Source organism: Microcella pacifica (assembly GCF_009371975.2).
Taxonomy (GTDB): Bacteria; Actinomycetota; Actinomycetes; order Actinomycetales; family Microbacteriaceae; genus Microcella; species Microcella pacifica.
Window position 1 is genome coordinate 1 of sequence record NZ_VIKT02000023.1, and the last position, 18,832, is coordinate 18,832.

Genomic DNA, 18,832 nt, shown 5'->3' on the forward strand with positions numbered 1-18,832 from the left:
TCTGCTCGCGCAGCCATCGACAACCTGCTTCCCATACCTCGGATAATGCCCGCCATTCGCGGGCATTCTTATCTGAGGCACGGGAACCCACTCGCGGGCATTCTTCGTGAGGCACGTCGCACTCTTGTGATTTCTGGCGTGCTGGGTGGATAATGGGCGCTGACGGGCAACCGTTCCAACCGAATACGCTGCACGCTCACTCCGAGCCAGGTCGATGGGGAAGTCGCACCTGAACGAAACGGAGTGAACTGTGGCTACTGCATCGGCTCGCGGAGTGCTGTTCGTGCACTCCGCTCCCCGCGCGCTCTGCCCCCACATCGAGTGGGCCGCAGGTCGCGCCATCGACCGCGCTGTCAACTTCGACTGGATCGACCAGCCCGTCCTCCCCGGCACCCAGCGCGCCGAGTTCGTCTGGGAGGGCGAGGCGGGCAGCGGGGCCAAGATCGCGAGCGCGCTGCGCGGCTGGGAGCACTTGCGCTTCGAGGTGACCGAGGATGCTGCGCTCGGCTCCGACGGGGGCCGCTGGATGCACACGCCCGACCTCGGCATCTTCTTCGCCCAGACGGATGCCGCGGGCAACACCGTCATTCCCGAAGACCGCGTGCGGTACGCGATGGAGGTCGCCGGCAGCAACGCCCTCGAGCTGCACCGCGAACTGCGCCTGGCGCTGGGTCAGGCGTGGGACGACGAGCTCGAGGCGTTCCGCCACGCCGGCGACGAGGGCAGCCGAGTCGTCTGGCTGCGCCACCGCGCCGGCTGACCGGCCCTGCGCCCCGCGCCCGCCAACCCGCGCGTCAGACGCTGCGGAACGCGACGACCGAGTTGTGGCCGCCGAAGCCGAACGAGTTCGACAGGGCGAGCAACGGCCCGTCGCCGAGCGCGCGCGGTGACGTGACGACGTCGAGCGGAATGCGCTCGTCCTGGTTGTCGACGTTGATCGTCGGGGGAGCGGTGCGCTCCTGCAGCGCCAGGATCGTGAAGACCGCCTCGAGAGCGCCGGTCCCGCCGAGCAGGTGCCCGGTGGCGGCCTTCGTCGCCGACACGGGGATCGAGTGCACCCGGTCGCCGAAGACGCGCTCCAGCGCGGCGTATTCCGCGATGTCGCCCACAGGCGTCGAGGTCGCGTGCGCGTTGATGTGCGACACGTCGTCGGGCGTGGCACCGGCCTGCTCGAGAGCGGCGATGACGGCGCGCGCTGCCCCCGAACCCTCGGGGTCGGGCGCGGTGATGTGGAACGAGTCGGAGGTCACGGAGCCGCCCGCGAGCTCGGCGTAGATGCGAGCGCCACGAGCGAGCGCGTGCTCCTTCGTCTCAAGCACGAGCGCCGCGGCGCCCTCGCCGAGCACGAAGCCGTCGCGGTCGACGTCGTACGGCCGCGAGGCTGCGGCGGGGTCGTCGTTGCGGCGGGAGAGCGCCTGCATGGCGGCGAAGGCGGCGATGGGCAGGGGATGCACGACCGCTTCGGTGCCGCCGGCGACGACGACATCGGCGAGGCCGAGCTGGAGGTGCTCGTAGGCGTTCGCGATCGCCTCGGTGCCCGAGGCGCACGCGGAGACGACCGTGCGCGCGCCGGCACGGGCGCCGAGGCCCATGCTGATCGCGGCCGCGGCGGCGTTGGGCATGAGCATGGGGATCGTCATGGGCAGGACCCGGCGCGGGCCCTTCTCCTTGAGCACGTCCCAGGCCTCGAGAAGCGTCCACAGGCCGCCGATGCCGGTCGCATAGTCGACGAGGATGCGCTCGGGGTCGATGTCGGGGGTACCCGCGTCGGCCCAGGCTTCGCGCGCGGCGATGAGCGCGAATTGGGCGGAGGGGTCGAGTCTCTTGATCTCCTGGCGCTCGAGCACCTCGGAGGGGCGCACGGCGGCTTCTGCGGCGAAGGTCACGGGCAGCTCGTGCTGGGCGACCCAGTCGTGCTCGAGCGTGCGCACGCCGGATTCGCCGCGCAGCAGGGCATCCCAGCTGTCGCGGGCGGTCCCGCCGAGCGGGGAGGTGGCACCGATTCCGGTGACGACGATGGTGGTCATAGCGTCAACTCTCTGCAGGTGGTTCGGGTGTGTGCGCCGATGCCGGGGCGGCGCCGGGGCGCTGCGGCCCCGGCATCGGCGCGCACTCGCGGGTCAGGTCAGCCCTGGGCGCCCACGATGTAGGTGACGGCGTCACCGACGGTCTTGAGGTTCTTGACCTCTTCGTCGGGGATCTTGACGTCGAACTTCTCTTCCGCGTTGACGACGATCGTCATCATCGAGATCGAGTCGATGTCGAGGTCGTCGGTGAACGACTTGTCGAGAGCGACCGAGTCGGTCGAGATTCCGGTCTCGTCATTGATGAGCTCGGCGAGGCCGGCGAGAACTTCTTCGGTGGACAGTGCCATGGTGTTGTCTCCTATGGGGGTGTGTATGACCGCCTCCCATCCTAGGGCGGGGCGCGGTCGGGGTCGGGGGAGGCCGCGCGGGGCTAGGGCAAGCGCACCACTTGGGCTCCGAAGACGAGGCCGGCTCCGAAGCCGATCTGCAGGGCGAGGCCCCCGCTCAGTTCGGGATGCTCGGCGAGCAGCCGATGCGTCGCGAGCGGTATCGACGCCGCCGACGTGTTGCCGGTCGTGGCGATGTCTCGCCCGACGACGACGTGCTCGGGCAGTGCGAGCTGCTTGGCGAACTCATCGATGATGCGCATGTTCGCCTGGTGCGGAATGAAGGCGGCGAGGTCCTCGGCCGTCACTCCCGCGGCGTCGAGGGCCTGCTTGGCGACCTTGGCCATCTCCCACACGGCCCAGCGGAAGACGGTCTGGCCTTCCTGACGCAGGGTGGGGTACTCGCCGTCGGGGTCGTCGAAGGCCTCCTTGAGGGGGCGGTCCATGCCGACTGCATCCCACTTGGAGCCGTCGGAACCCCAGACGGTCGCCCCGATTCCGGGCTCGTCCGCGGGCCCGACGATCGCAGCTCCGGCGCCGTCCCCGAGCAGGAAGGAGATGGTGCGATCGGTGGGCTTGGCGAAGTCGCTGAGCTTCTCGGCGCCGACCACGAGCACGTAGCGAGCCGCGCCGGCGCGGATGAGGGCATCCGCTTGCGCGATGCCGTAGGCGTAGCCGGCGCACGCGGCGGAGACGTCGTAGGCGGGCGCCGGGGTCGCCCCGATGCGCTCGGTGAGGAGCGAGGCCAGGGAGGGCGTCTGCACGGTGTTGCTGATGGTCGAGACGATGACCGCGCCGATGTCGCTCGGGCTGATGCCGGCCTTGTCGATCGCCTCGCGCGAGGCGGCCTCGGCGAGATCGACCGCCTGCACGTTCGCGCTCGCTCGGGTGCGCGTGATGACACCGGTGCGCTGGCGAATCCACTCGTCGGAGGACTCGATGGGCCCGACGATGTCGTCGTTGGGCACGATGACGTCGCCGCGTGCCGCGCCGACAGCGTGGATGCGCGTGTACGGCACGCCCGTGGACTGGGTCAGACTCGCGGGGCTCATGCGTTCTCCAGCATCTCGATCGCGGCGGGAAGGTCGTCGGGGGTCTTGATGGCGACGCTCGGCACGCCGCGCAGCCCGCGCTTCGCGAGACCCGTGAGGGCTCCGCCGGGCAGCAGCTCGATGATGCCGGTGACGCTGTCGGCCGCCATCGACTCCATGCAGGAGTCCCACCGCACGGGCGAGGAGATCTGCCCGATGAGGAGGTCGAGGAAGGCCGCGCCGGTCTCGACGACGCTCCCGTCGCGGTTCGTGTAGAGGCGGATGCCGGGGTCGCCGACCGCGATGCCGTCGGCTGCCGTGCGCACGCGCTCCACGGCGTCGCCCATGTAGCTCGTGTGGAAGGCGCCGGCGACCTGGAGCGGGATGACGCGGGTGCCGGGCACGGGGTCGGCGGCGAGGGCCTCGAGGTTCGCGAGCTCGCCCGCGACGACGGTCTGGCCGCCGCCGTTGACGTTTGCTGCTTCGAGACCGAGTTCGGTGATGCGCGCTGCGAGGGCGTCGGCGTCGCCTCCGATGACGGCGCTCATGCCCGTGGGCACGAGAGCGGCGGCGTCGGCCATCGCGAGCCCGCGCTCGCGGACCAGGCGCAGGGCGTCCTCCTCCGAGAGCACCCCCGCGAGGGCGGCGGCGGCGAACTCGCCGACGGAGTGACCCGCGACCGCGCCGACGCGGTCGCGGCGGCCGTCGAGCAGAGCGGAGGCGCTCAGCAGGCTCGCGGCGACGATGAGGGGCTGGGCGACGGCCGTGTCGCGGATGGTGTCGGCGTCGGACTCCGTACCGTGCGCGGCGAGATCGAGGCCGGTCGCGGCGGAGTAGCGGTCGAGGGTCGCGCGGTGAGCGGGGTCTTCGAGCCAGGGTGCGAGGAAGCCGGGGGACTGCGAGCCCTGGCCGGGGGCGACGACGACGATCATGAGTTCCATCCTCCCAAAGGGGGTTGCGGTCGGGTGCTGGTGGAGGTCGTGAACAAAGTCGTCACGGTGTTGTCCGGTCTCTACAGTGGCACGCGGCGAGGGTCACGGCGACTCAGCGCCGGGGCCCTCCTGGCTCCGCGATCGAGCCGACGATGAGGGCGCACTGCAGGATGAGCGCCTCCCGCGACCCCGTCGCATCCCAACCGATGACCTCGCTGATGCGCTTGAGGCGGTAGCGGACCGTGTTGGGGTGCACGAACAGCTCGCGCGCCGTCGCCTCCAGACTGCGACCGTTGTCGAGGTACGCCCAGAGGGTCGCGAGCAGCTCGACGTTGTGGTTCTTGAGCGGCGTGTAGATGCGGTCGATGAGGGTGCGGCGGGCGATCGGGTCGCCCGCGAGAGCACGTTCAGGTAGCAGATCGTCGGCGTGGGTGGGGCGCGGAGCGTTGCGCCACGAGCGCGCGACGGCGAATCCGGCGAGGGCGGCCTTGGCGCTCTTGCCGGCCTCGACGACGTCGGGCACCTCGGGGCCGAGCACGAGGTGACCTTCTCCGAAACTGGGCTCGAGCGCTTCGGCGATCTGAGCGAAGGTGTGAGTGGGCGGGGTATCGGTGCCGTCTTCTCCGCGCGGCGTCGCGCGGCCGATGACGACGACGAGGCGATTGCCCTGCACTCCGATGAGCACGTCGGCGTCCACGTGGCGCGCCACGCGACGAACCTGGTCGACGTCGACGATGCGCGGTGTCGTGCCGACGAGCACGCACACCTCGCCGTGGCCGTTCCAGCCAAGGGCGGCGATGCGGCTGGGCAACTCGTTGTCGTACTCGCCGCTGAGGATCGAGTCGACGACGAGGGCCTCGAGCCGGGCATCCCAGAGTCCGCGCGCCTCCGCGGCGCGCGCGTAGACGTCCGCGGCGGCGAAAGCGATCTCGCGGCTGTACAGCAGTATCGCCTCGCGCACGCTCTCATCGCGGCCCTTGACGCGCTCCTCGACGACCTCGACCACGACGCGGATGAGCTGCAAGGTCTGCTGGAGGCTCACCGAGCGGAGCAGTTCGCGCGGCGCGGCATCGAAGACATCCGCGGCGATCCAGGGCTGCGAGCTCGGGTCGTCGTACCAGCTGATGAAGGAGGTGATGCCCGCTTGCGCGACGAGCCCGACGGCGGAGCGTCGGCTCGGTGGCATCGTGCCGTACCAGGGCAGTGTGTCGTCGAGCTGCCTGAGCGTCTCCGACGCGAGGTCGCCCGAGATGTTGCGCAACCAGGTGAGCGTCTGAGCCTTCGTCATCGAGGCCACGTGCACCCCTTTCCTCGAGTACCGGGCGCGCGCCGGAGCGCGCGACCCGGTGCTGCCGCGTGCGTCAGGCGTCGCCGCCCGCCGCGCCCGTGGTGCCGGCGGTGACGTCGTGCAGTCGGTATCGCTCGATCGCCTGCCCCACGACCGCGGGGTCGACGACGCCGCGCCGCGCGAGCTGCTGCAGGGTGCGGACGACGACCGACGGCCCGTCGATCGTGAAGAAGCGCCGCGCGGCGGGCCGCGTGTCGCTGAAGCCGAAGCCGTCGGCGCCGAGCGTGGCGAAATCGCCCGGCACGAACTGCCGAATCTGATCGGGAACCGCGTGCATGAAGTCGCTCACCGCGACGACGGGGCCCTCGGCTGACTCGAGCTTCTGCGTCACGTAGGGCACCCGCGGGCGTTCGCCGGGCTGCAGGAAGTTGTGCTCCTCCGCGGCGAGGCCGTCGCGACGCAGTTCGGTCCACGACGTGACGCTCCACACATCGGCGGAGACGTTCCAGTCGTCGGCGAGCAGCTGCTGGGCCTCGAGCGCCCACGGCACCGCGACGCCTGAGGCGAGCAACTGCGCCTTCGGGCCAATGTTCTCGGCGCGCCGGTACAGGTAGAGCCCGCGCAGCACGCCGTCGACGTCGAGGTTCTCGGGCTCGGCGGGCTGCACCTGCGGCTCGTTGTACACCGTGAGGTAGTACATGACGTTCGGGTCGGGGTGCTCGCCGCCGTACATGCGCTCCAGGCCCGCCTTGACGATGTGGCCGAGCTCGAAACCGAACGCGGGGTCGTAGGACACGACGGCCGGGTTGGTGCTCGCCAGCAGCGGCGAGTGCCCGTCAGCGTGCTGGAGGCCCTCTCCGGTCAGCGTCGTGCGACCCGCGGTCGCACCGATGACGAAGCCGCGCGCCATCTGGTCGCCCGCCGCCCAGAAGGCGTCGCCCGTGCGCTGGAAGCCGAACATCGAGTAGAAGACGTAGACCGGGATGAGCGGCTCGCCGTGCGTCGCGTAGCTCGTCCCGACGGCCGTGAAGGCCGCGACCGCGCCCGCCTCATTGATGCCCGTGTGCAGAATCTGGCCCTGCGGGCTCTCCTTGTAGGCGAGCAGCTGCTCGCGGTCGACGCTCGTGTAGTGCTGGCCGGCCGGGTTGTAGATCTTCGAGGACGGGAAGTAGGCGTCCATACCGAAGGTGCGCGCCTCATCCGGAATGATCGGCACGATGCGGTGACCGAAGTCCTTCGACCGCAGGAGGTCCTTGAGCAGTCGCGCGAAGGCCATCGTCGTGGCGATCTCCTGCTTGCCCGAGCCCTTCTTCACGATGTCGTACGTCTTCTCGTCGGGGAGCGAGATCTGCGTGTACTTCGTGCGGCGCTCGGGCACGAAGCCGCCGAGCTCGCGCCGGCGCTCGTGCAGGTACTGGATCGCCGGGTCGTCGTTGCCGGGGTGGTAGTAGGGCGGCTGGTACGGGTCCTTCTCGAGCTCGGCGTCGGTGATCGGGATGCGCATCTCGTCGCGGAACTGCTTGAGGTTGTCGAGCGTGAGCTTCTTCATCTGGTGCGTCGCGTTGCGGCCCTCGAAGCTCGGGCCGAGGCCGTAGCCCTTGACGGTCTTCGCGAGGATGACCGTCGGCTGGCCGGTGTGCTCGCTCGCAGCCTTGAACGCCGCATAGACCTTGCGGTAGTCGTGGCCGCCGCGCTTGAGGTTCCAGATCTCGTCGTCGCTCATGTGCTCGACCATCGCCGCCGTGCGCGGGTCGCGCCCGAAGAAGTGCTCGCGGATGAACGCACCCGACTCGGCCTTGTACGTCTGGTAGTCGCCGTCGGGGGTGCGGTTCATGAGGTCGCGCAACGCGCCCTCGTGGTCGTTCGCGAGCAGGGCATCCCACTCTCGACCCCAGATGACCTTGATGACGTTCCATCCGGCACCGCGGAAGAAGCTCTCGAGCTCCTGGATGATCTTGCCGTTGCCGCGCACCGGGCCGTCGAGACGCTGCAGGTTGCAGTTGATGATGAAATTGAGGTTGTCGAGGCCGTCGTTCGCAGCGAGTTGCAGCGCACCCCGGCTCTCGACCTCGTCCATCTCGCCGTCACCGAGGAAGGCCCAGACCTGCGAGTCGTCGGCCTCGGCGATGCCGCGATTGGTGACGTACTTGTTGAGCTGCGCCTGGTAGATGGCGTTAATCGGGCCCAGGCCCATCGACACGGTCGGGAACTGCCAGAACGTCGGCATGAGACGCGGGTGCGGGTAGCTCGAGAGGCCGCCGCTAGGGTGCGACTTCTCCTGACGGAAACCGTCGAGCTGGTCCGTCGTGAGGCGGCCCTCGAGGTAGGCGCGCGCGTACATGCCGGGGGAGGCGTGGCCCTGGTAGAAGATCTGGTCGCCGCCCGTGGGGTGCTCGGCGCCGCGGAAGAAGTGGTTGTGCCCGACCTCGTACAGCGCCGCGCTCGACGCGTAGGTGGAGATGTGACCGCCGACGGCGATGTTCGGCCGCTGGGCACGGTGCACGGTGATCGCGGCGTTCCAGCGGATCCACGCGCGGTAGCGGCGCTCGATCTCCTCGTCACCCGGGAAGGCCGGCTCGTTCTCGGGGGCGATCGTGTTGAGGTAGTCCGTCGTCGGCACCATCGGCACGCCGAGGTGCAGCTCCTTCGAGCGCTTGAGGAGGCTGAGCATGATCTCGCGCCCTCGCTGCGGACCGCGAGCCTGAACGACCGCGTCGAGCGACTCATTCCATTCGCTGGTCTCCTCCGGATCGGAGTCTGTGTGCTTGACCGAGTACGGATCCTGGTCGTTGACCGTCACCCTTGACCTCTTCCTGGTGGTAGACAGAGTGTGTCGTCAGTCGTCACCACCGGGTTGCGGCGGGAGACCGTTTCGAGCGTGATCGAGTCTAGTCATGCCCACCTGCACCTCCCGTGACCGGTCGGCGTGAGGCGCGGCGGCCCTCGGAGCAGTAGCATTCTCGTCGTCGGGCTCTTAGCTCAGTTGGTAGAGCGCCTCGTTTACACCGAGGATGTCGGCGGTTCGAGTCCGTCAGGGCCCACGCTCGATACCCCCGCTCGTGCGCGGTCGCGTCCGCGCCCTTCGCGTCACGGTTCGCCGCCGCGGTGTCGGGGCCTGCGTTTAGCGTGGACGCGTGCCGGTGAGTGCGGAGCAGTGGTGGGCGCGCCGTCAGTGGGTGACGGGGCGCTACGTGCCGCATCCGATCGGAGAATTCCGGGATGCGTGGGCCGCCTTCCCGAGACTCGTCGATCAGTTCCACCCCGACCGCAATCACGAGCTCATGCTGAGCCAGATCCCGCCCGCTGCCGACGTGTGGCTGCTGTGGGTGTGCGGCATCGGGCACGACTTCGTCGCGACGCCCGCCGAGCAGCGCGCCCGCCCGGCGCGTTCCCGCCGCTCGTGGTGCCCCGTGTGCGCGACCCCCTCCGCCTTGCCGCCCGCGCCCAAGTGGCCCCCCGGCATCCCGCGCCCCGCCCCGCACCTCGACCTCCACAATTCAGGAGTCGGCGAGGCGGGCGGCCTTGTCGCGGCCCCGGAAGTACAGGGTCCTCGCCCCTCACGTCGGCGTGTCGCGCATGTCCCGGCCGCACGAACTCCTGAGTTGTGGAGGTCGGCGGGGGAGGTAGCGCCGGGCGAGGCGTTCGTGAGCGGGGCGGCGTCGCGTGCGTCGTCGGCGGCTCAGGAGCGGCTGCGGACGCTCGTGGCCGAGCGACTCGACGTCGACTTGAGCCCCAACGCCGTGCGAGTGCGTACCCCGTTCTTCGGCAAGCTCGAAGTCTGGCCAGATCTCGTGCTGCCCGAGCTCGCGATCGCCGTCGAGTTCGACACGATCGGGCGCGCGGCCGACGAGCACGTCGGGGAGCGCGAGCGCGTGGACCGGCGCAAGGACAGGCTGCTCGCCGAGGTGGGCTGGGTCGTCATCCGGATGCGCTGCCGCCCCCTGCGTGCGCTCGGGCCGTACGACCTCGTCGTGCCGGGGGTCTCGGCGCGCGCGGCGGACGAACTCCTCGATCGCATGGCCGAGGCGCGCGGAGAGCTCATGGTCGCGGCCTACCGCCCCACGCCCGCAGGCTGAGGGCGCCGCACCAGGCTGAGACCCGGCCGAGCATGCCGACGCACGCACGGCGGGCCTGCCGCGATTTAGAGGAACAGCGCCCAGATCAACGCGACGAAGACGAGCACGAACACCGCGGGCCCGACGACGCGCACGATCTCGATGCCGCGCGACGTCGCGATGATGCGGTCGGCGATCGCCGAGCGGCTCTCGAGCGCGCGCAACTCGGTCACGACCGCGCGACCCTCGTTGGCCGCGGCGATCTGGGCCGCGGCGCCGAGCAGGCCGGAGGCGAGCAGGATGCCGGCCGCCGCGAGGCGCACGGGCAGGTCGGAGTCGCCGAGGCCCACGGCGAGCATCCCGACCGTCGCCGTCAGCAGCAGCGTCGGGGCGATCTGCGAGATGATGATGTGCCACCGGGCGCTCGCCCAGTGCGTGAGAAGTTCGCTCTCGGTCATGGCCACACGATAACCCGGCCCGCCCTGAGCACGCGGGGGAGGCTGGGCGGTGGCGGCAGCGATCGGGGCGCTCGTGCTCGCCTCCGTGCTGTGGGGCACCACGGGAACCTCGGCGACGTTCCTGACGGGGGGTGTCAGCCCGCTGGCGATCGGCGCGACGACGATGACCCTGGGCGGAGCGCTCCTGTTCGCGACCTCCGCGCGCTCCTCCCTCGCGGTCGTGCGCGACCGTTCGCACCGCGGTTGGCTTCTCGCGGCGGCCGCCGGCATGGTGGTCTACCCGCTGACCTTCTACGCGGCCATGGATCTCGCGGGCGTCGCGATGGGCAACGTCGTCTCCCTCGGCTCGGGCCCGCTCTTCGCGGCACTGCTGGAATGGCGCGTCGACCGTCAGAGGTTGACGCTGCGCTGGATGCTCAGCACGGCGGTCGCGCTCGTGGGGGTCGCCCTGCTCGTGGGAGGGGGTCACGGCGCGGGCTCTGTCGTCGACCCGGCGACCGTGCCGCTCGGCGTGCTGCTGGGGCTCGCCGCCGGGGCGGGCTATGCGCTCTTCACCTACTCGGCTGGAGTCATCGTGCGCGCGGGGCACGGCGGGCGCGCGACGATGGGAGCGGCGTTCGGTCTCGCCGCTGTGCCGCTCTCCGTCGTCATGCTCGTCACGGCGGCGCCGTTGGTCGCCACAGTCGCCAATGCCGGCATCGCGGTGTACCTCGCCGTGGGCCCCATGTTCCTCGCCTACGTGCTCTTCGCTCGCAGCCTGCGCGAGTTGCGCAGCTCGACCGTGACCGTCGTGACGCTGCTCGAGCCCCTCGTCGCGACTCTGCTCGCGGTCGCCGTCGTGGGCGAGCGGCTCGAGGCGGCGGGGTGGATGGGGCTCGCCCTCATCCTCGTCGGGGTAACTGTGCTCTCTACGGCTCGTCACCCGCGACAGATGGCCTGACCGCCCTATCATCGGGGCATGGTCGACGAGCAGCAGCCGCCCGAGGACGACGCGACGTCGATGGAGCCACCCGGACCCCGGCGCTCGACGTACACGCCGCCCCCCACTGACGCCCAGTACGACGCGAGCGCGACCGACGACGACGCGCTCGCGGGCGCGCTCGCGCAGGAGTTCCGTCGGTGGACGCCGCCGCCGCGCCGCTCAGAGAGCACGCCGGAGTCGGGCCACGCATCGGAGTCCCCGGCAGCGGCACCCTCGACATCGGCACCGCTCCCCTCGGAGTCCGCGCCCGTGGAGTCAACCCCGGTCGAGTCAACCCCGGTCGAGTCAACCCCTGTCGAGTCAACCCCTGTCGAGGCCGCGCCGGTCGAGTCCGCACCGCCGCCTCCCGCGTATCGCGCGCCGACCGAGCCGGCACCGGCGGAGCCGTCACCGCCCGCGGCCTCCACCTGGTGGTCGGCTCCTCCCGCGCAGCCTGCCCCGCCCACCTCTCCCGGTGCGGAGCAGCCGAGCGACGAGCCCGCGGCGACCGCCCCGCACAGCGCGCCAACTTACTCGCCGTCGCGCGCCGTACCCGCAGAGCCCGTGCCTCCCGCCGCGCCGCAGCAGCCGGCGGCATCGCCGATGGCGGGCGCGCCCGCGGACGCCGCGCCCGCGCCTGATGGGCCGGGCTCCTCGGCCCCGAGCATCCCCGCTCCGCCCCGCCGCGAGTCGATGACCGACGAGCAGTTGCTTGCCGCCGCCGACCTCGATTCTCCCGACCACGACACGAGCGCACTCCTCGACCTCCTCGAGCAGCAGCTCACTCTGCGCGAGGCCGAGGTGGCCCGACTGGGGGAGTGGGAGCGCCAGGTGCGCGAGACTGCCGGCCCGGAGGCCGAACCGCTCGTCGCCGAGGTGCGTGCACAGTTCACGGGGTCGATACCTGTCGTCGGCGGCGTCACCGCCCCGCCGCGTGCCGCCGAGCCTGCCCCGCCAGTGCCACTGCCGCCCGAGCCTGCCCCGACAGACCACGAATCGTCGGAGCGTCACGCTTCCGCCCCGGCGGCAGAGCCCGCGCCGACGCCCTCGGAGGAGGCTCCGGCCGCTCCCGCATCGGTGGAGCCGGTACCGGCGCCGCAGAGCGGCCCCGAGCTCGACCTCGCGCTCGCGGATGCCCCGCCGCCCTACGGCGCGTCCGCAGCCGACGTGCCGCCGCCCCCGTCGGCTGCGGTCGACGACGATGCCCCTCCGCCACTCGTGGAGCCCGAGACTTCGGCGCCGGGGTCCCTCGACCCCGAGGTGCTCACGGGGCCGACGAGTCTCGAGGCGATCTTCGGAGCGGCCGTGGCCTCCGAGAACGTCGAACCGACGGCCGATGAGAGCGCGCCGGAGACCGGCGAGTCGTCGCCCGAGACCGCCGTCGAGGATCCGCGGGTCGAGGAGCCCGTCACGAGCGACGCCGACCCGGCGACCGCCCTCGGCTTCGAGGATCTGCTGCGCGAGTCCGACCCCGAGCTCGACACCGCCCCGGGCCTTCGAGTGGCCGAGGCGAGCGCTGCCGTGGCCGCCACGGCGACCACGGTTCCTCCCGCGGAGGCCGCCCTGCGGTCGGACGCGATCGAGCCGACCTCGCCCCCGGCCACGCGCGTCGAGCCGACGGGTCTCGAACCGACACCGGCCGAGCAGCGCGCGGGCGCCTCAGTGCGCCTGTTCTGGCTGTGGTTCGCGGTCAACTCCTCCGTCGTGAGCATCGGCCTCGGCGCGGTCGTCTTCTCGCTCGGCATGAGCCTCCGGCAGGCGATCCTCGCGACGCTCATCGGTGTCGCCATGTCGTTCCTGCCGCTGGGTCTCGGCACCCTCGCGAGCAAGTGGAGCGGTCAGCCGACGATGGTCGTCTCCCGCGCGACCTTCGGCATGGCGGGCAATGTCGTGCCCGCGCTCGTCGCCCTCGTGAGCCGCGCCCTGTGGGCGTCGGCCCTGCTCTGGATGCTCGCCGCGGGTGTCGCGGAGGTCCTGGTCGGCGGTGAGGTCGTGACGGCGCTCGGGCGACTGGAGCTCTCCCTCATCGCTGCGGGTCTCGCCCTCATCCTCGCGGCGCTCATCGCCGGATTCGGGTTCGGCATGATCGCGGTCGTGAGCGCCGTCGTGAGCGTGCTCGCGGGCATCCTCGTCGTGGGCATCATCCTGCTGACGGTCGAGTACGTCGATCTCGATCTGGCGCTCTCCGTCGCGGACGGACCCTGGGCTCTGCTCGCGACGGGCGCGATCCTCGTGTTCAGCGTCGTCGGGCTCGCGTGGGCGCACGGCAGCGGCGACGTCGCGCGCTACCAGGCGAAGGGCACGAGCGGCACCGCAGCCGTGCTGTGGGCGACGTTCGGGGCGACGATCCCCTCCTTCCTGCTCATCGGGTGGGGCACCGTGCTCGCCGCCTCGAACCCGTTCATCGCCGAGGGCCTCGCGTCGAACCCGATCGACCTGATCTCGCGACTGCTGCCCCTCTGGTACCCGGCGCCGCTCATCGCGGCGGTCGCGCTGAGCCTCATCGCCGCCGCCGCACTCGCCCTGTACTCGGGCGGGTTCGCGATGCAGTCCCTCGGCGCGCGACTGTCGCGCCCCATGGCCGTGCTCGTCACCGTCGTCGTGTCGGGCGCCCTCCTCGCCGCGCTGCTGCTCGTCGTGACCGACCTCGACAGTCTGTTCCGCGATGTGCTCACGACCCTCGCCGTGCCGATCGCGGCGTGGGCCGGCATCTTCGGGGCGGAAATCAGCCTCCGCGCGGCGACCCGCTCCGGCCGCCTTCACGCGCCGTCGCTATTGCGCTCGGGCGGCATGTACCCGGCGATCCGCTGGGTGAACCTCGTCATGCTCCTGGTCGCGACCGCCGTCGGGTGGGGCTTCACGACCGCGACGGTGGTGGGGCTGCAGTGGCAGGGCTACCTGTGGGGCGTCGTCGAGCTGTCGGCGGACGACGCGCTCGTGTCGAGCGACCTGGGCGTCGCGGTGGCCCTCGGGCTCGGGCTGCTCACGCCGCTCGTCGCGGGAGTACCGGGCCTGCTCCGAATCCAGCGCGCGGAGCGCGCTGCATCCGGCATAACGCTGCCGCAGGCGAGCCTCGCCGGCGACGGCGCGGGGGAGCACGCGGGGGAGGCGACCGCGACGGGGACGACCTCGATGATCGTCACCGGTGCGGAGCGCGCCCCGTGACGACGCTGCAGCATGTGCTCGAGGTGATCGAGCGCTTGTGGCCCGCACGCGGCACAGAGGAGTGGGATGCGCCCGGCCTCCTGAGCGGCGATCCTGCTGCGGGTGTCTCACGCATACTGCTCGCGGTGGATGCCGTGGCCGCGACCGTCGATGAGGCCATCGAGGGCGACTACGACCTTCTGCTCGTGCACCACCCGCTGCTCATGCGCGGCGTGACGACGGTCGCGGAGTCCACGGCGAAGGGCGCGATGCTCGCGCGGCTCATCCGCGGCGAGTGCGCCCTCGTCGCCGCCCATACGAACGCGGACGTCGTCGAGACGGGCACGAGCGGCCGCCTCGCCGAGCTGCTGCACCTGAGCGAGGTCGCGGCGATCGCCGAGCGCCCCACCAGCAACGGCCATGGCGGTGACGGGCACGGTGGTGACGGGCACAGGGTCACCGGACTCGGCCGCACCGGCAACCTGCCCGAGACGACGACGCTCGGTGAGCTCGCGCGCACGCTCGCGCAGCTGCTGCCGGCGACGGCGGGGGGCGTGCGTGTCGGCGGCGAGTACGACCGCCGCGTCTCGCGCGTCGCCCTGTGCGGAGGGGCAGGCGACTCCCTGCTCGCCGAACCGGCCGTGCGCGAGAGCGACGTCTACATCACCTCCGACCTGCGGCACCATCCTGCGAGCGAGGCGCTCGAGACCGCCCGCGTCGCCGGGGGGCCCGCGCTCATCGACGTCTCCCATTGGGCGAGCGAGTGGCTGTGGCTCGACACCGCCGCCGCGGAGCTTCGCGAGGCGCTCCCGGGTGTGGACGTGGTCGTGAGCGAGCTGCGCACCGACCCGTGGGAGTTCGTTGTGGTTCAGTAGTCACATGGCCCTCACCGCACCCCCCGAGATGCAGGCGCTCCTGCTCGACCTGCAAGCTCTCGATACTCACCTGCAGCAGCTCGCGCACCGCGAGAAGACCCTTCCCGAGCACGAGACCCTCACGGCCATCACCGCGGAATCCGAGTCAGTGCGCGCGACGCTCGTCGATGCGCGCGGCGACCTCGACGATTCCCGCACCGAGCTGGGTCGCGTGGAGTCCGACGTCGACCTCGTCGAGAAGCGCATCGCGCGCGATACCGAGCGACTGCAGTCGAGCTCTTCCGTCAAAGACATCCAGGGGCTCGAGCACGAGGTCGCCTCGCTGCGCACGAGGCTGAACGACCTCGAGGAGATCCAGCTCGCCGTCATGGAGCGCGTCGAGGTTCTCGAGCTTACGGTCGAGGCCGCCGAGTCCCAGCATCGGGACCACGCCGCGCGTCTCTCCGCCGCGCAGGAGGCCTACCACGCCGCGCTGGCGGCGCTCCGCGAGGAGCGGGCCGGGGTGCTCGCGCAGCGCGAGACTCTCTCGGCGAGCATCCCCGATGATCTTCTCGCCCTCTACGAGAAGCAGCGCGAGCGCTACGGCGTGGGGGCCTCGCATCTGCGCGCCCGCGTCTCGAGCGCGAGCGGGGTCGAGCTCACGGGGAGCGATCTGGAGACCGTGCGCGCCGCGGCTCCCGACGAGGTCGTCATGTGCCCGGACTCGAACGCGATCCTCGTGCGCACCGGGGAGTCGGGCCTGTGACACGAGAGCTGCTCGTCGAGGCCGACGGCGGCTCGCGCGGCAACCCGGGGCCAGCCGCAGGTGGGGCCGTCGTGATCGATCCGGCGAGCGGCGAGGTGCTCGCCGAGGTGGGCATCTGGGTCGGCACGGCGACCAACAACGTGGCCGAGTACTCGGGGATGCTCGCCGGCGTGCGCCGGGCTCTCGCGATCGCTCCGGATGCTGAGCTCACGATTCGCATGGACTCCAAGCTCGTCGTCGAGCAGATGATGGGCCGCTGGAAGATCAAGCACCCCGCCATGGCCGAGCTCGCCGCCGAAGCGCGGCAGGTGCTCGCCGGCACGCCCGTGCGTTTCGAGTGGGTGCCGCGGCTTCAGAACTCGCGCGCCGACAAGTGCGCGAACGACGCGATGGACGCTCAGGCCTCGTTCGAGCGCTGAGCGCGGCCCCGATCGAGGGGATACCCGCGGCGAGCATCCCGCGCGCGGTAGCCTGGGAGCGCAAGTGGGCCGGCCAGACGGTCGCGTCGGAGGCACGCCCCGTGAGGGGAACGACTCCGCCGAGGAACGTCCGGGCTCCGCAGAGCAGGGCGGTGGGTAACTCCCACCCGGAGAAATCCGCGAGAACAGTGCAACAGAGAGCAGACCGCCGCCGGCTTCGGCCGACGGTAAGGGTGAAACGGTGGTGTAAGAGACCACCAGGGGCCCGAGTGATCGGGCTCGCTGGGTAAACCTCGCCCGGAGCAAGGTCAGACAGACACCGATGAAGCTGCTCGCTGAGGTGTCGGGTAGACCGCTAGAGGGCGCCGGCAACGTCGCCCCGAGAGAGATGGCCGTCGAAGGGGAGAGATCCCTGGAACAGAACCCGGCGTATCGGCCGACCCACTTGCCCCATGCACACCCCACATGCCCTAATCGGCATGTACAACACGCCGATAGCGGCATGAAACGCCAAGGTTCGGCACCTAGGGTGAACAGCATCCACCGGGCAACCGCCCGTTCTTCTGTCGGCTGGGAAGTCGCGTTTCGACTCCTAAGGCCGTCATGACCAATTCCTCCTCGTCCGCTACCGGCACCATCCGTCGCACGTCTCCGCGCGACCCTGGTTCCGTGGGGCCCACGAGCACGTACAGTTCGCTCATGCGCACCGTGCGCGACAGCGGTCTGCTGCGTCGACGCCGTGGCTTCTACTACGCGGTGTTCGCGGGTCTCGCCCTCGCGCTCGGCGGCCTCATCACGGGCTTCGTGCTGCTCGGCGACAGCTGGTACCAGCTCCTCATCGCGGCGGGCCTCGGTCTCGTCCTCACGCAGATCGCCTTCGTCACCCACGAGGCCTCGCACCGGCAGATCTTCACGTCGGGTGTCGCCAACGATCGACTCGGCCGCATCCTCGCCGCTGGCGTCGTGGGCATCAGCTACCACTGGTGGATGCACAAGCACTCGCGTCACCACGCGAAGCCCAACCAAAAGGGCGCCGACCCCGACATCGCTCCCGACACGATCACGTTCATGCCGGAGGATGCGGCGAAGTCGACGGGTGCGATGGCGCTCATCACCCGCAAGCAGGGCTATCTGTTCTTCCCGCTGCTCACACTCGAGGGCATCAACCTCCACCTGCGCTCCATCATCACGCTCTTTGACCGCGGACGCGTCGAGGGTCGCTTCCTCGAGCTCGGGCTCATCACAGCGCGCTTGAGCCTCTACATCGCCGTTGTCTTCTGGGCCCTGCCGCTGGGCATGGCATTTGCCTTCCTGGGCGTGCAGCTCGCCGTCTTCGGCGTCTACATGGGCGCCTCCTTCGCGCCCAATCACAAGGGCATGCCGATTCTCCCCGCCGACACCGACCTCGACTTCCTCACGCGCCAGGTCATGACCTCGCGCAACCTGCGCGGCGGATGGTGGTCGACGGCGATGTTCGGTGGCCTCAACTACCAGATCGAGCACCACCTCTTCCCGAACATGCCCCGCCCCGCGCTGCGGCACGCGGCGCAGATCGTGCGCGAGCACTCGCGCACGCTCGGCATCCCCTACACCGAGGCGGGCATCTTCGAGTCGTACCGCATCGTCATCCGCTACCTCAACGAGGTCGGTCTCGCCGCGCGCGACCCGTTCGACTGCCCCATGGTGAACCGCTTCCGCCGCACATGACGACCGCACGTACGCCCCAGCGCCCGCCCGCGTCGGACTAGTCGGCGGCGAGGGCCGCAGCGCCGATGATGCCCGCGTTGTTGCGCAGCTCGGCGGGCACGATCGGGGCGCGCAGGTCGAGCAGGGGCAGGAATTCCTCGTGACTCTTCGAGATACCACCGCCGACGACGAAGAGGCTCGGCGAGAAGAGGAACTCGACGTGGCTGTAGAAGCGCTGCAGGCGCTCCGCCCACTCAGCGAAGCTCAGCTCCTCCCGCTCGCGCGCGGAGTTCGCCGCGCGACTCTCGGCGTCTGCGCCGTCGATCTCGAGGTGACCGAGCTCGCTGTTCGGTATGAGAGTGCCGCGGTGGATGAGCGCGCTGCCGATGCCCGTGCCGAGAGTGGTCATGATCACGAGCCCGCGCACGTCGCGGGCGGCGCCGAACCTCGCCTCGGCGAACCCGGCCGCATCCGCATCATTGACGAAGTGGATGTCGCGCCCCAGGGCTTCCCCGAAGGCGCTGTCGGCATCGAGGCCGATCCAGGCGTCGCTCACGTTGGCGGCCGACATGGTGCGCCCCTCGAGCACGATCGCCGGGAAGCAGACGCCGAGGTGCGCAGCGTCGGCGCCGTCGAGTTCCGCTTCGAGCTCGTGCACGATCTCGCGCACCGTCTCGATGATGCCGGCCGGTTCGCCGTTCTCCGGCGTCGAGCGCTTGACGCGGTCGCTCGCGAGCTCACCGGAGTCGAGGTCGACGAGGGCTCCCTTGATGCCGGTGCCGCCGATGTCGATGCCGATCGCGTGGCTCATGGTGGGGCTCCTTC

Annotated in this window: 16 protein-coding genes, 1 tRNA gene and 1 other RNA gene; 10 read left to right on the forward strand and 8 right to left on the reverse strand. The window is 70.8% G+C overall.

All coding sequences use genetic code 11. From position 1 onward, the window contains the following. Positions 1–250 precede the first annotated feature (250 nt). A complete protein-coding gene (locus tag FK219_RS11450; RefSeq protein ID WP_152584056.1) occupies positions 251–760 on the forward strand; it encodes a DUF3145 domain-containing protein in 510 nt (169 codons plus the stop codon). 34 nt (positions 761–794) lie between these two features. On the opposite strand, the gene FK219_RS11455 is transcribed toward FK219_RS11450, so the two are convergent. From FK219_RS11455 to aceE, 6 genes are all read right to left on the reverse strand, one after another. Beyond that, entirely contained in the window at positions 795–2,027 is a 1,233-nt protein-coding gene (locus FK219_RS11455; RefSeq protein ID WP_152584057.1) for a beta-ketoacyl-[acyl-carrier-protein] synthase family protein, read from the reverse strand. A 98-nt stretch (positions 2,028–2,125) separates the two neighbouring features. Then, on the reverse strand, positions 2,126–2,374 hold the full coding sequence (locus FK219_RS11460; RefSeq protein WP_152584058.1) for an acyl carrier protein: 249 nt from the start codon (positions 2,372–2,374) through the stop codon (positions 2,126–2,128). Positions 2,375–2,457: 83 nt separating this feature from the next. After that, on the reverse strand, positions 2,458–3,465 hold the full coding sequence (locus FK219_RS11465; protein ID WP_152584059.1) for a beta-ketoacyl-ACP synthase III: 1,008 nt from the start codon (positions 3,463–3,465) through the stop codon (positions 2,458–2,460). Further along, positions 3,462–4,376 (reverse strand): ACP S-malonyltransferase, encoded by a 915-nt coding sequence (locus FK219_RS11470; RefSeq protein ID WP_152584060.1) that lies wholly within the window; start codon positions 4,374–4,376, stop codon positions 3,462–3,464. The genes FK219_RS11465 and FK219_RS11470 overlap by 4 nt, the downstream gene beginning before the upstream one ends. A gap of 112 nt (positions 4,377–4,488) precedes the next feature. Beyond that, positions 4,489–5,664, reverse strand: a complete 1,176-nt coding sequence (locus FK219_RS11475) for a PucR family transcriptional regulator (protein WP_152584083.1) — start codon at positions 5,662–5,664, stop codon at positions 4,489–4,491. Positions 5,665–5,737: 73 nt separating this feature from the next. Then, positions 5,738–8,464: a pyruvate dehydrogenase (acetyl-transferring), homodimeric type gene (gene aceE, locus FK219_RS11480; RefSeq protein WP_152584061.1), complete on the reverse strand. Its 2,727-nt coding sequence runs from the start codon at positions 8,462–8,464 to the stop codon at positions 5,738–5,740. A gap of 168 nt (positions 8,465–8,632) precedes the next feature. Here aceE and FK219_RS11485 point away from each other — a divergent pair. Continuing rightward, positions 8,633–8,705 (forward strand) — tRNA-Val (locus FK219_RS11485). A gap of 93 nt (positions 8,706–8,798) precedes the next feature. Further along, a complete protein-coding gene (locus FK219_RS11490; RefSeq protein ID WP_152584062.1) occupies positions 8,799–9,740 on the forward strand; it encodes a hypothetical protein in 942 nt (313 codons plus the stop codon). A 65-nt stretch (positions 9,741–9,805) separates the two neighbouring features. On the opposite strand, the gene FK219_RS11495 is transcribed toward FK219_RS11490, so the two are convergent. Next, positions 9,806–10,177 (reverse strand): hypothetical protein, encoded by a 372-nt coding sequence (locus tag FK219_RS11495; RefSeq protein ID WP_152584063.1) that lies wholly within the window; start codon positions 10,175–10,177, stop codon positions 9,806–9,808. A gap of 49 nt (positions 10,178–10,226) precedes the next feature. Between FK219_RS11495 and FK219_RS14195 the strand changes: the two genes are divergently transcribed. The 7 genes from FK219_RS14195 (at position 10,227) to FK219_RS11530 (ending at position 18,028) form a co-directional block, all read left to right on the forward strand. Continuing rightward, positions 10,227–11,117, forward strand: a complete 891-nt coding sequence (locus tag FK219_RS14195; protein WP_210416821.1) for a DMT family transporter — start codon at positions 10,227–10,229, stop codon at positions 11,115–11,117. Between the two features lie 18 nt (positions 11,118–11,135). Continuing rightward, a complete protein-coding gene (locus FK219_RS11505; protein ID WP_152584064.1) occupies positions 11,136–14,303 on the forward strand; it encodes a cytosine permease in 3,168 nt (1,055 codons plus the stop codon). Continuing rightward, entirely contained in the window at positions 14,300–15,157 is an 858-nt protein-coding gene (locus FK219_RS11510) for a Nif3-like dinuclear metal center hexameric protein (RefSeq protein WP_152584065.1), read from the forward strand. The genes FK219_RS11505 and FK219_RS11510 overlap by 4 nt, the downstream gene beginning before the upstream one ends. Positions 15,158–15,161: 4 nt before the next feature. Further along, positions 15,162–15,902, forward strand: coding sequence for a zinc ribbon domain-containing protein (locus tag FK219_RS11515; RefSeq protein ID WP_152584066.1), 741 nt, complete (start codon positions 15,162–15,164; stop codon positions 15,900–15,902). Next, positions 15,899–16,321 (forward strand): reverse transcriptase-like protein, encoded by a 423-nt coding sequence (locus FK219_RS11520; RefSeq protein WP_152584067.1) that lies wholly within the window; start codon positions 15,899–15,901, stop codon positions 16,319–16,321. The genes FK219_RS11515 and FK219_RS11520 overlap by 4 nt, the downstream gene beginning before the upstream one ends. A 65-nt stretch (positions 16,322–16,386) precedes the next feature. After that, positions 16,387–16,769: RNase P RNA component class A (gene rnpB / locus FK219_RS11525), an RNA gene on the forward strand. Between the two features lie 155 nt (positions 16,770–16,924). Next, the gene (locus FK219_RS11530) at positions 16,925–18,028 is read left to right on the forward strand and encodes a fatty acid desaturase family protein (RefSeq protein WP_152584068.1); all 1,104 of its coding nucleotides are present in this window, start codon (positions 16,925–16,927) and stop codon (positions 18,026–18,028) included. A gap of 37 nt (positions 18,029–18,065) precedes the next feature. Here the strand turns inward: FK219_RS11530 and ppgK are convergent, their stop codons facing one another. Continuing rightward, complete coding sequence (ppgK, locus tag FK219_RS11535; RefSeq protein ID WP_152584069.1) at positions 18,066–18,818, reverse strand: polyphosphate--glucose phosphotransferase; 753 nt, start codon at positions 18,816–18,818, stop codon at positions 18,066–18,068. Between the last annotated feature and the right edge of the window lie 14 nt (positions 18,819–18,832).

Coding starts and splice junctions, on each gene's coding strand:
- FK219_RS11455 (WP_152584057.1), bottom strand. CDS start 2,027: ATGACCACCATCGTCGTCACCGGAATCGGTGCCACCTCCCCGCTCGGC.
- FK219_RS11460 (WP_152584058.1), bottom strand. CDS start 2,374: ATGGCACTGTCCACCGAAGAAGTTCTCGCCGGCCTCGCCGAGCTCATC.
- FK219_RS11465 (WP_152584059.1), bottom strand. CDS start 3,465: ATGAGCCCCGCGAGTCTGACCCAGTCCACGGGCGTGCCGTACACGCGC.
- FK219_RS11470 (WP_152584060.1), bottom strand. CDS start 4,376: ATGATCGTCGTCGTCGCCCCCGGCCAGGGCTCGCAGTCCCCCGGCTTC.
- FK219_RS11475 (WP_152584083.1), bottom strand. CDS start 5,664: ATGACGAAGGCTCAGACGCTCACCTGGTTGCGCAACATCTCGGGCGAC.
- FK219_RS11495 (WP_152584063.1), bottom strand. CDS start 10,177: ATGACCGAGAGCGAACTTCTCACGCACTGGGCGAGCGCCCGGTGGCAC.
- FK219_RS11505 (WP_152584064.1), top strand. CDS start 11,136: ATGGTCGACGAGCAGCAGCCGCCCGAGGACGACGCGACGTCGATGGAG.
- FK219_RS11515 (WP_152584066.1), top strand. CDS start 15,162: ATGGCCCTCACCGCACCCCCCGAGATGCAGGCGCTCCTGCTCGACCTG.
- FK219_RS11530 (WP_152584068.1), top strand. CDS start 16,925: ATGACCAATTCCTCCTCGTCCGCTACCGGCACCATCCGTCGCACGTCT.
- ppgK (WP_152584069.1), bottom strand. CDS start 18,818: ATGAGCCACGCGATCGGCATCGACATCGGCGGCACCGGCATCAAGGGA.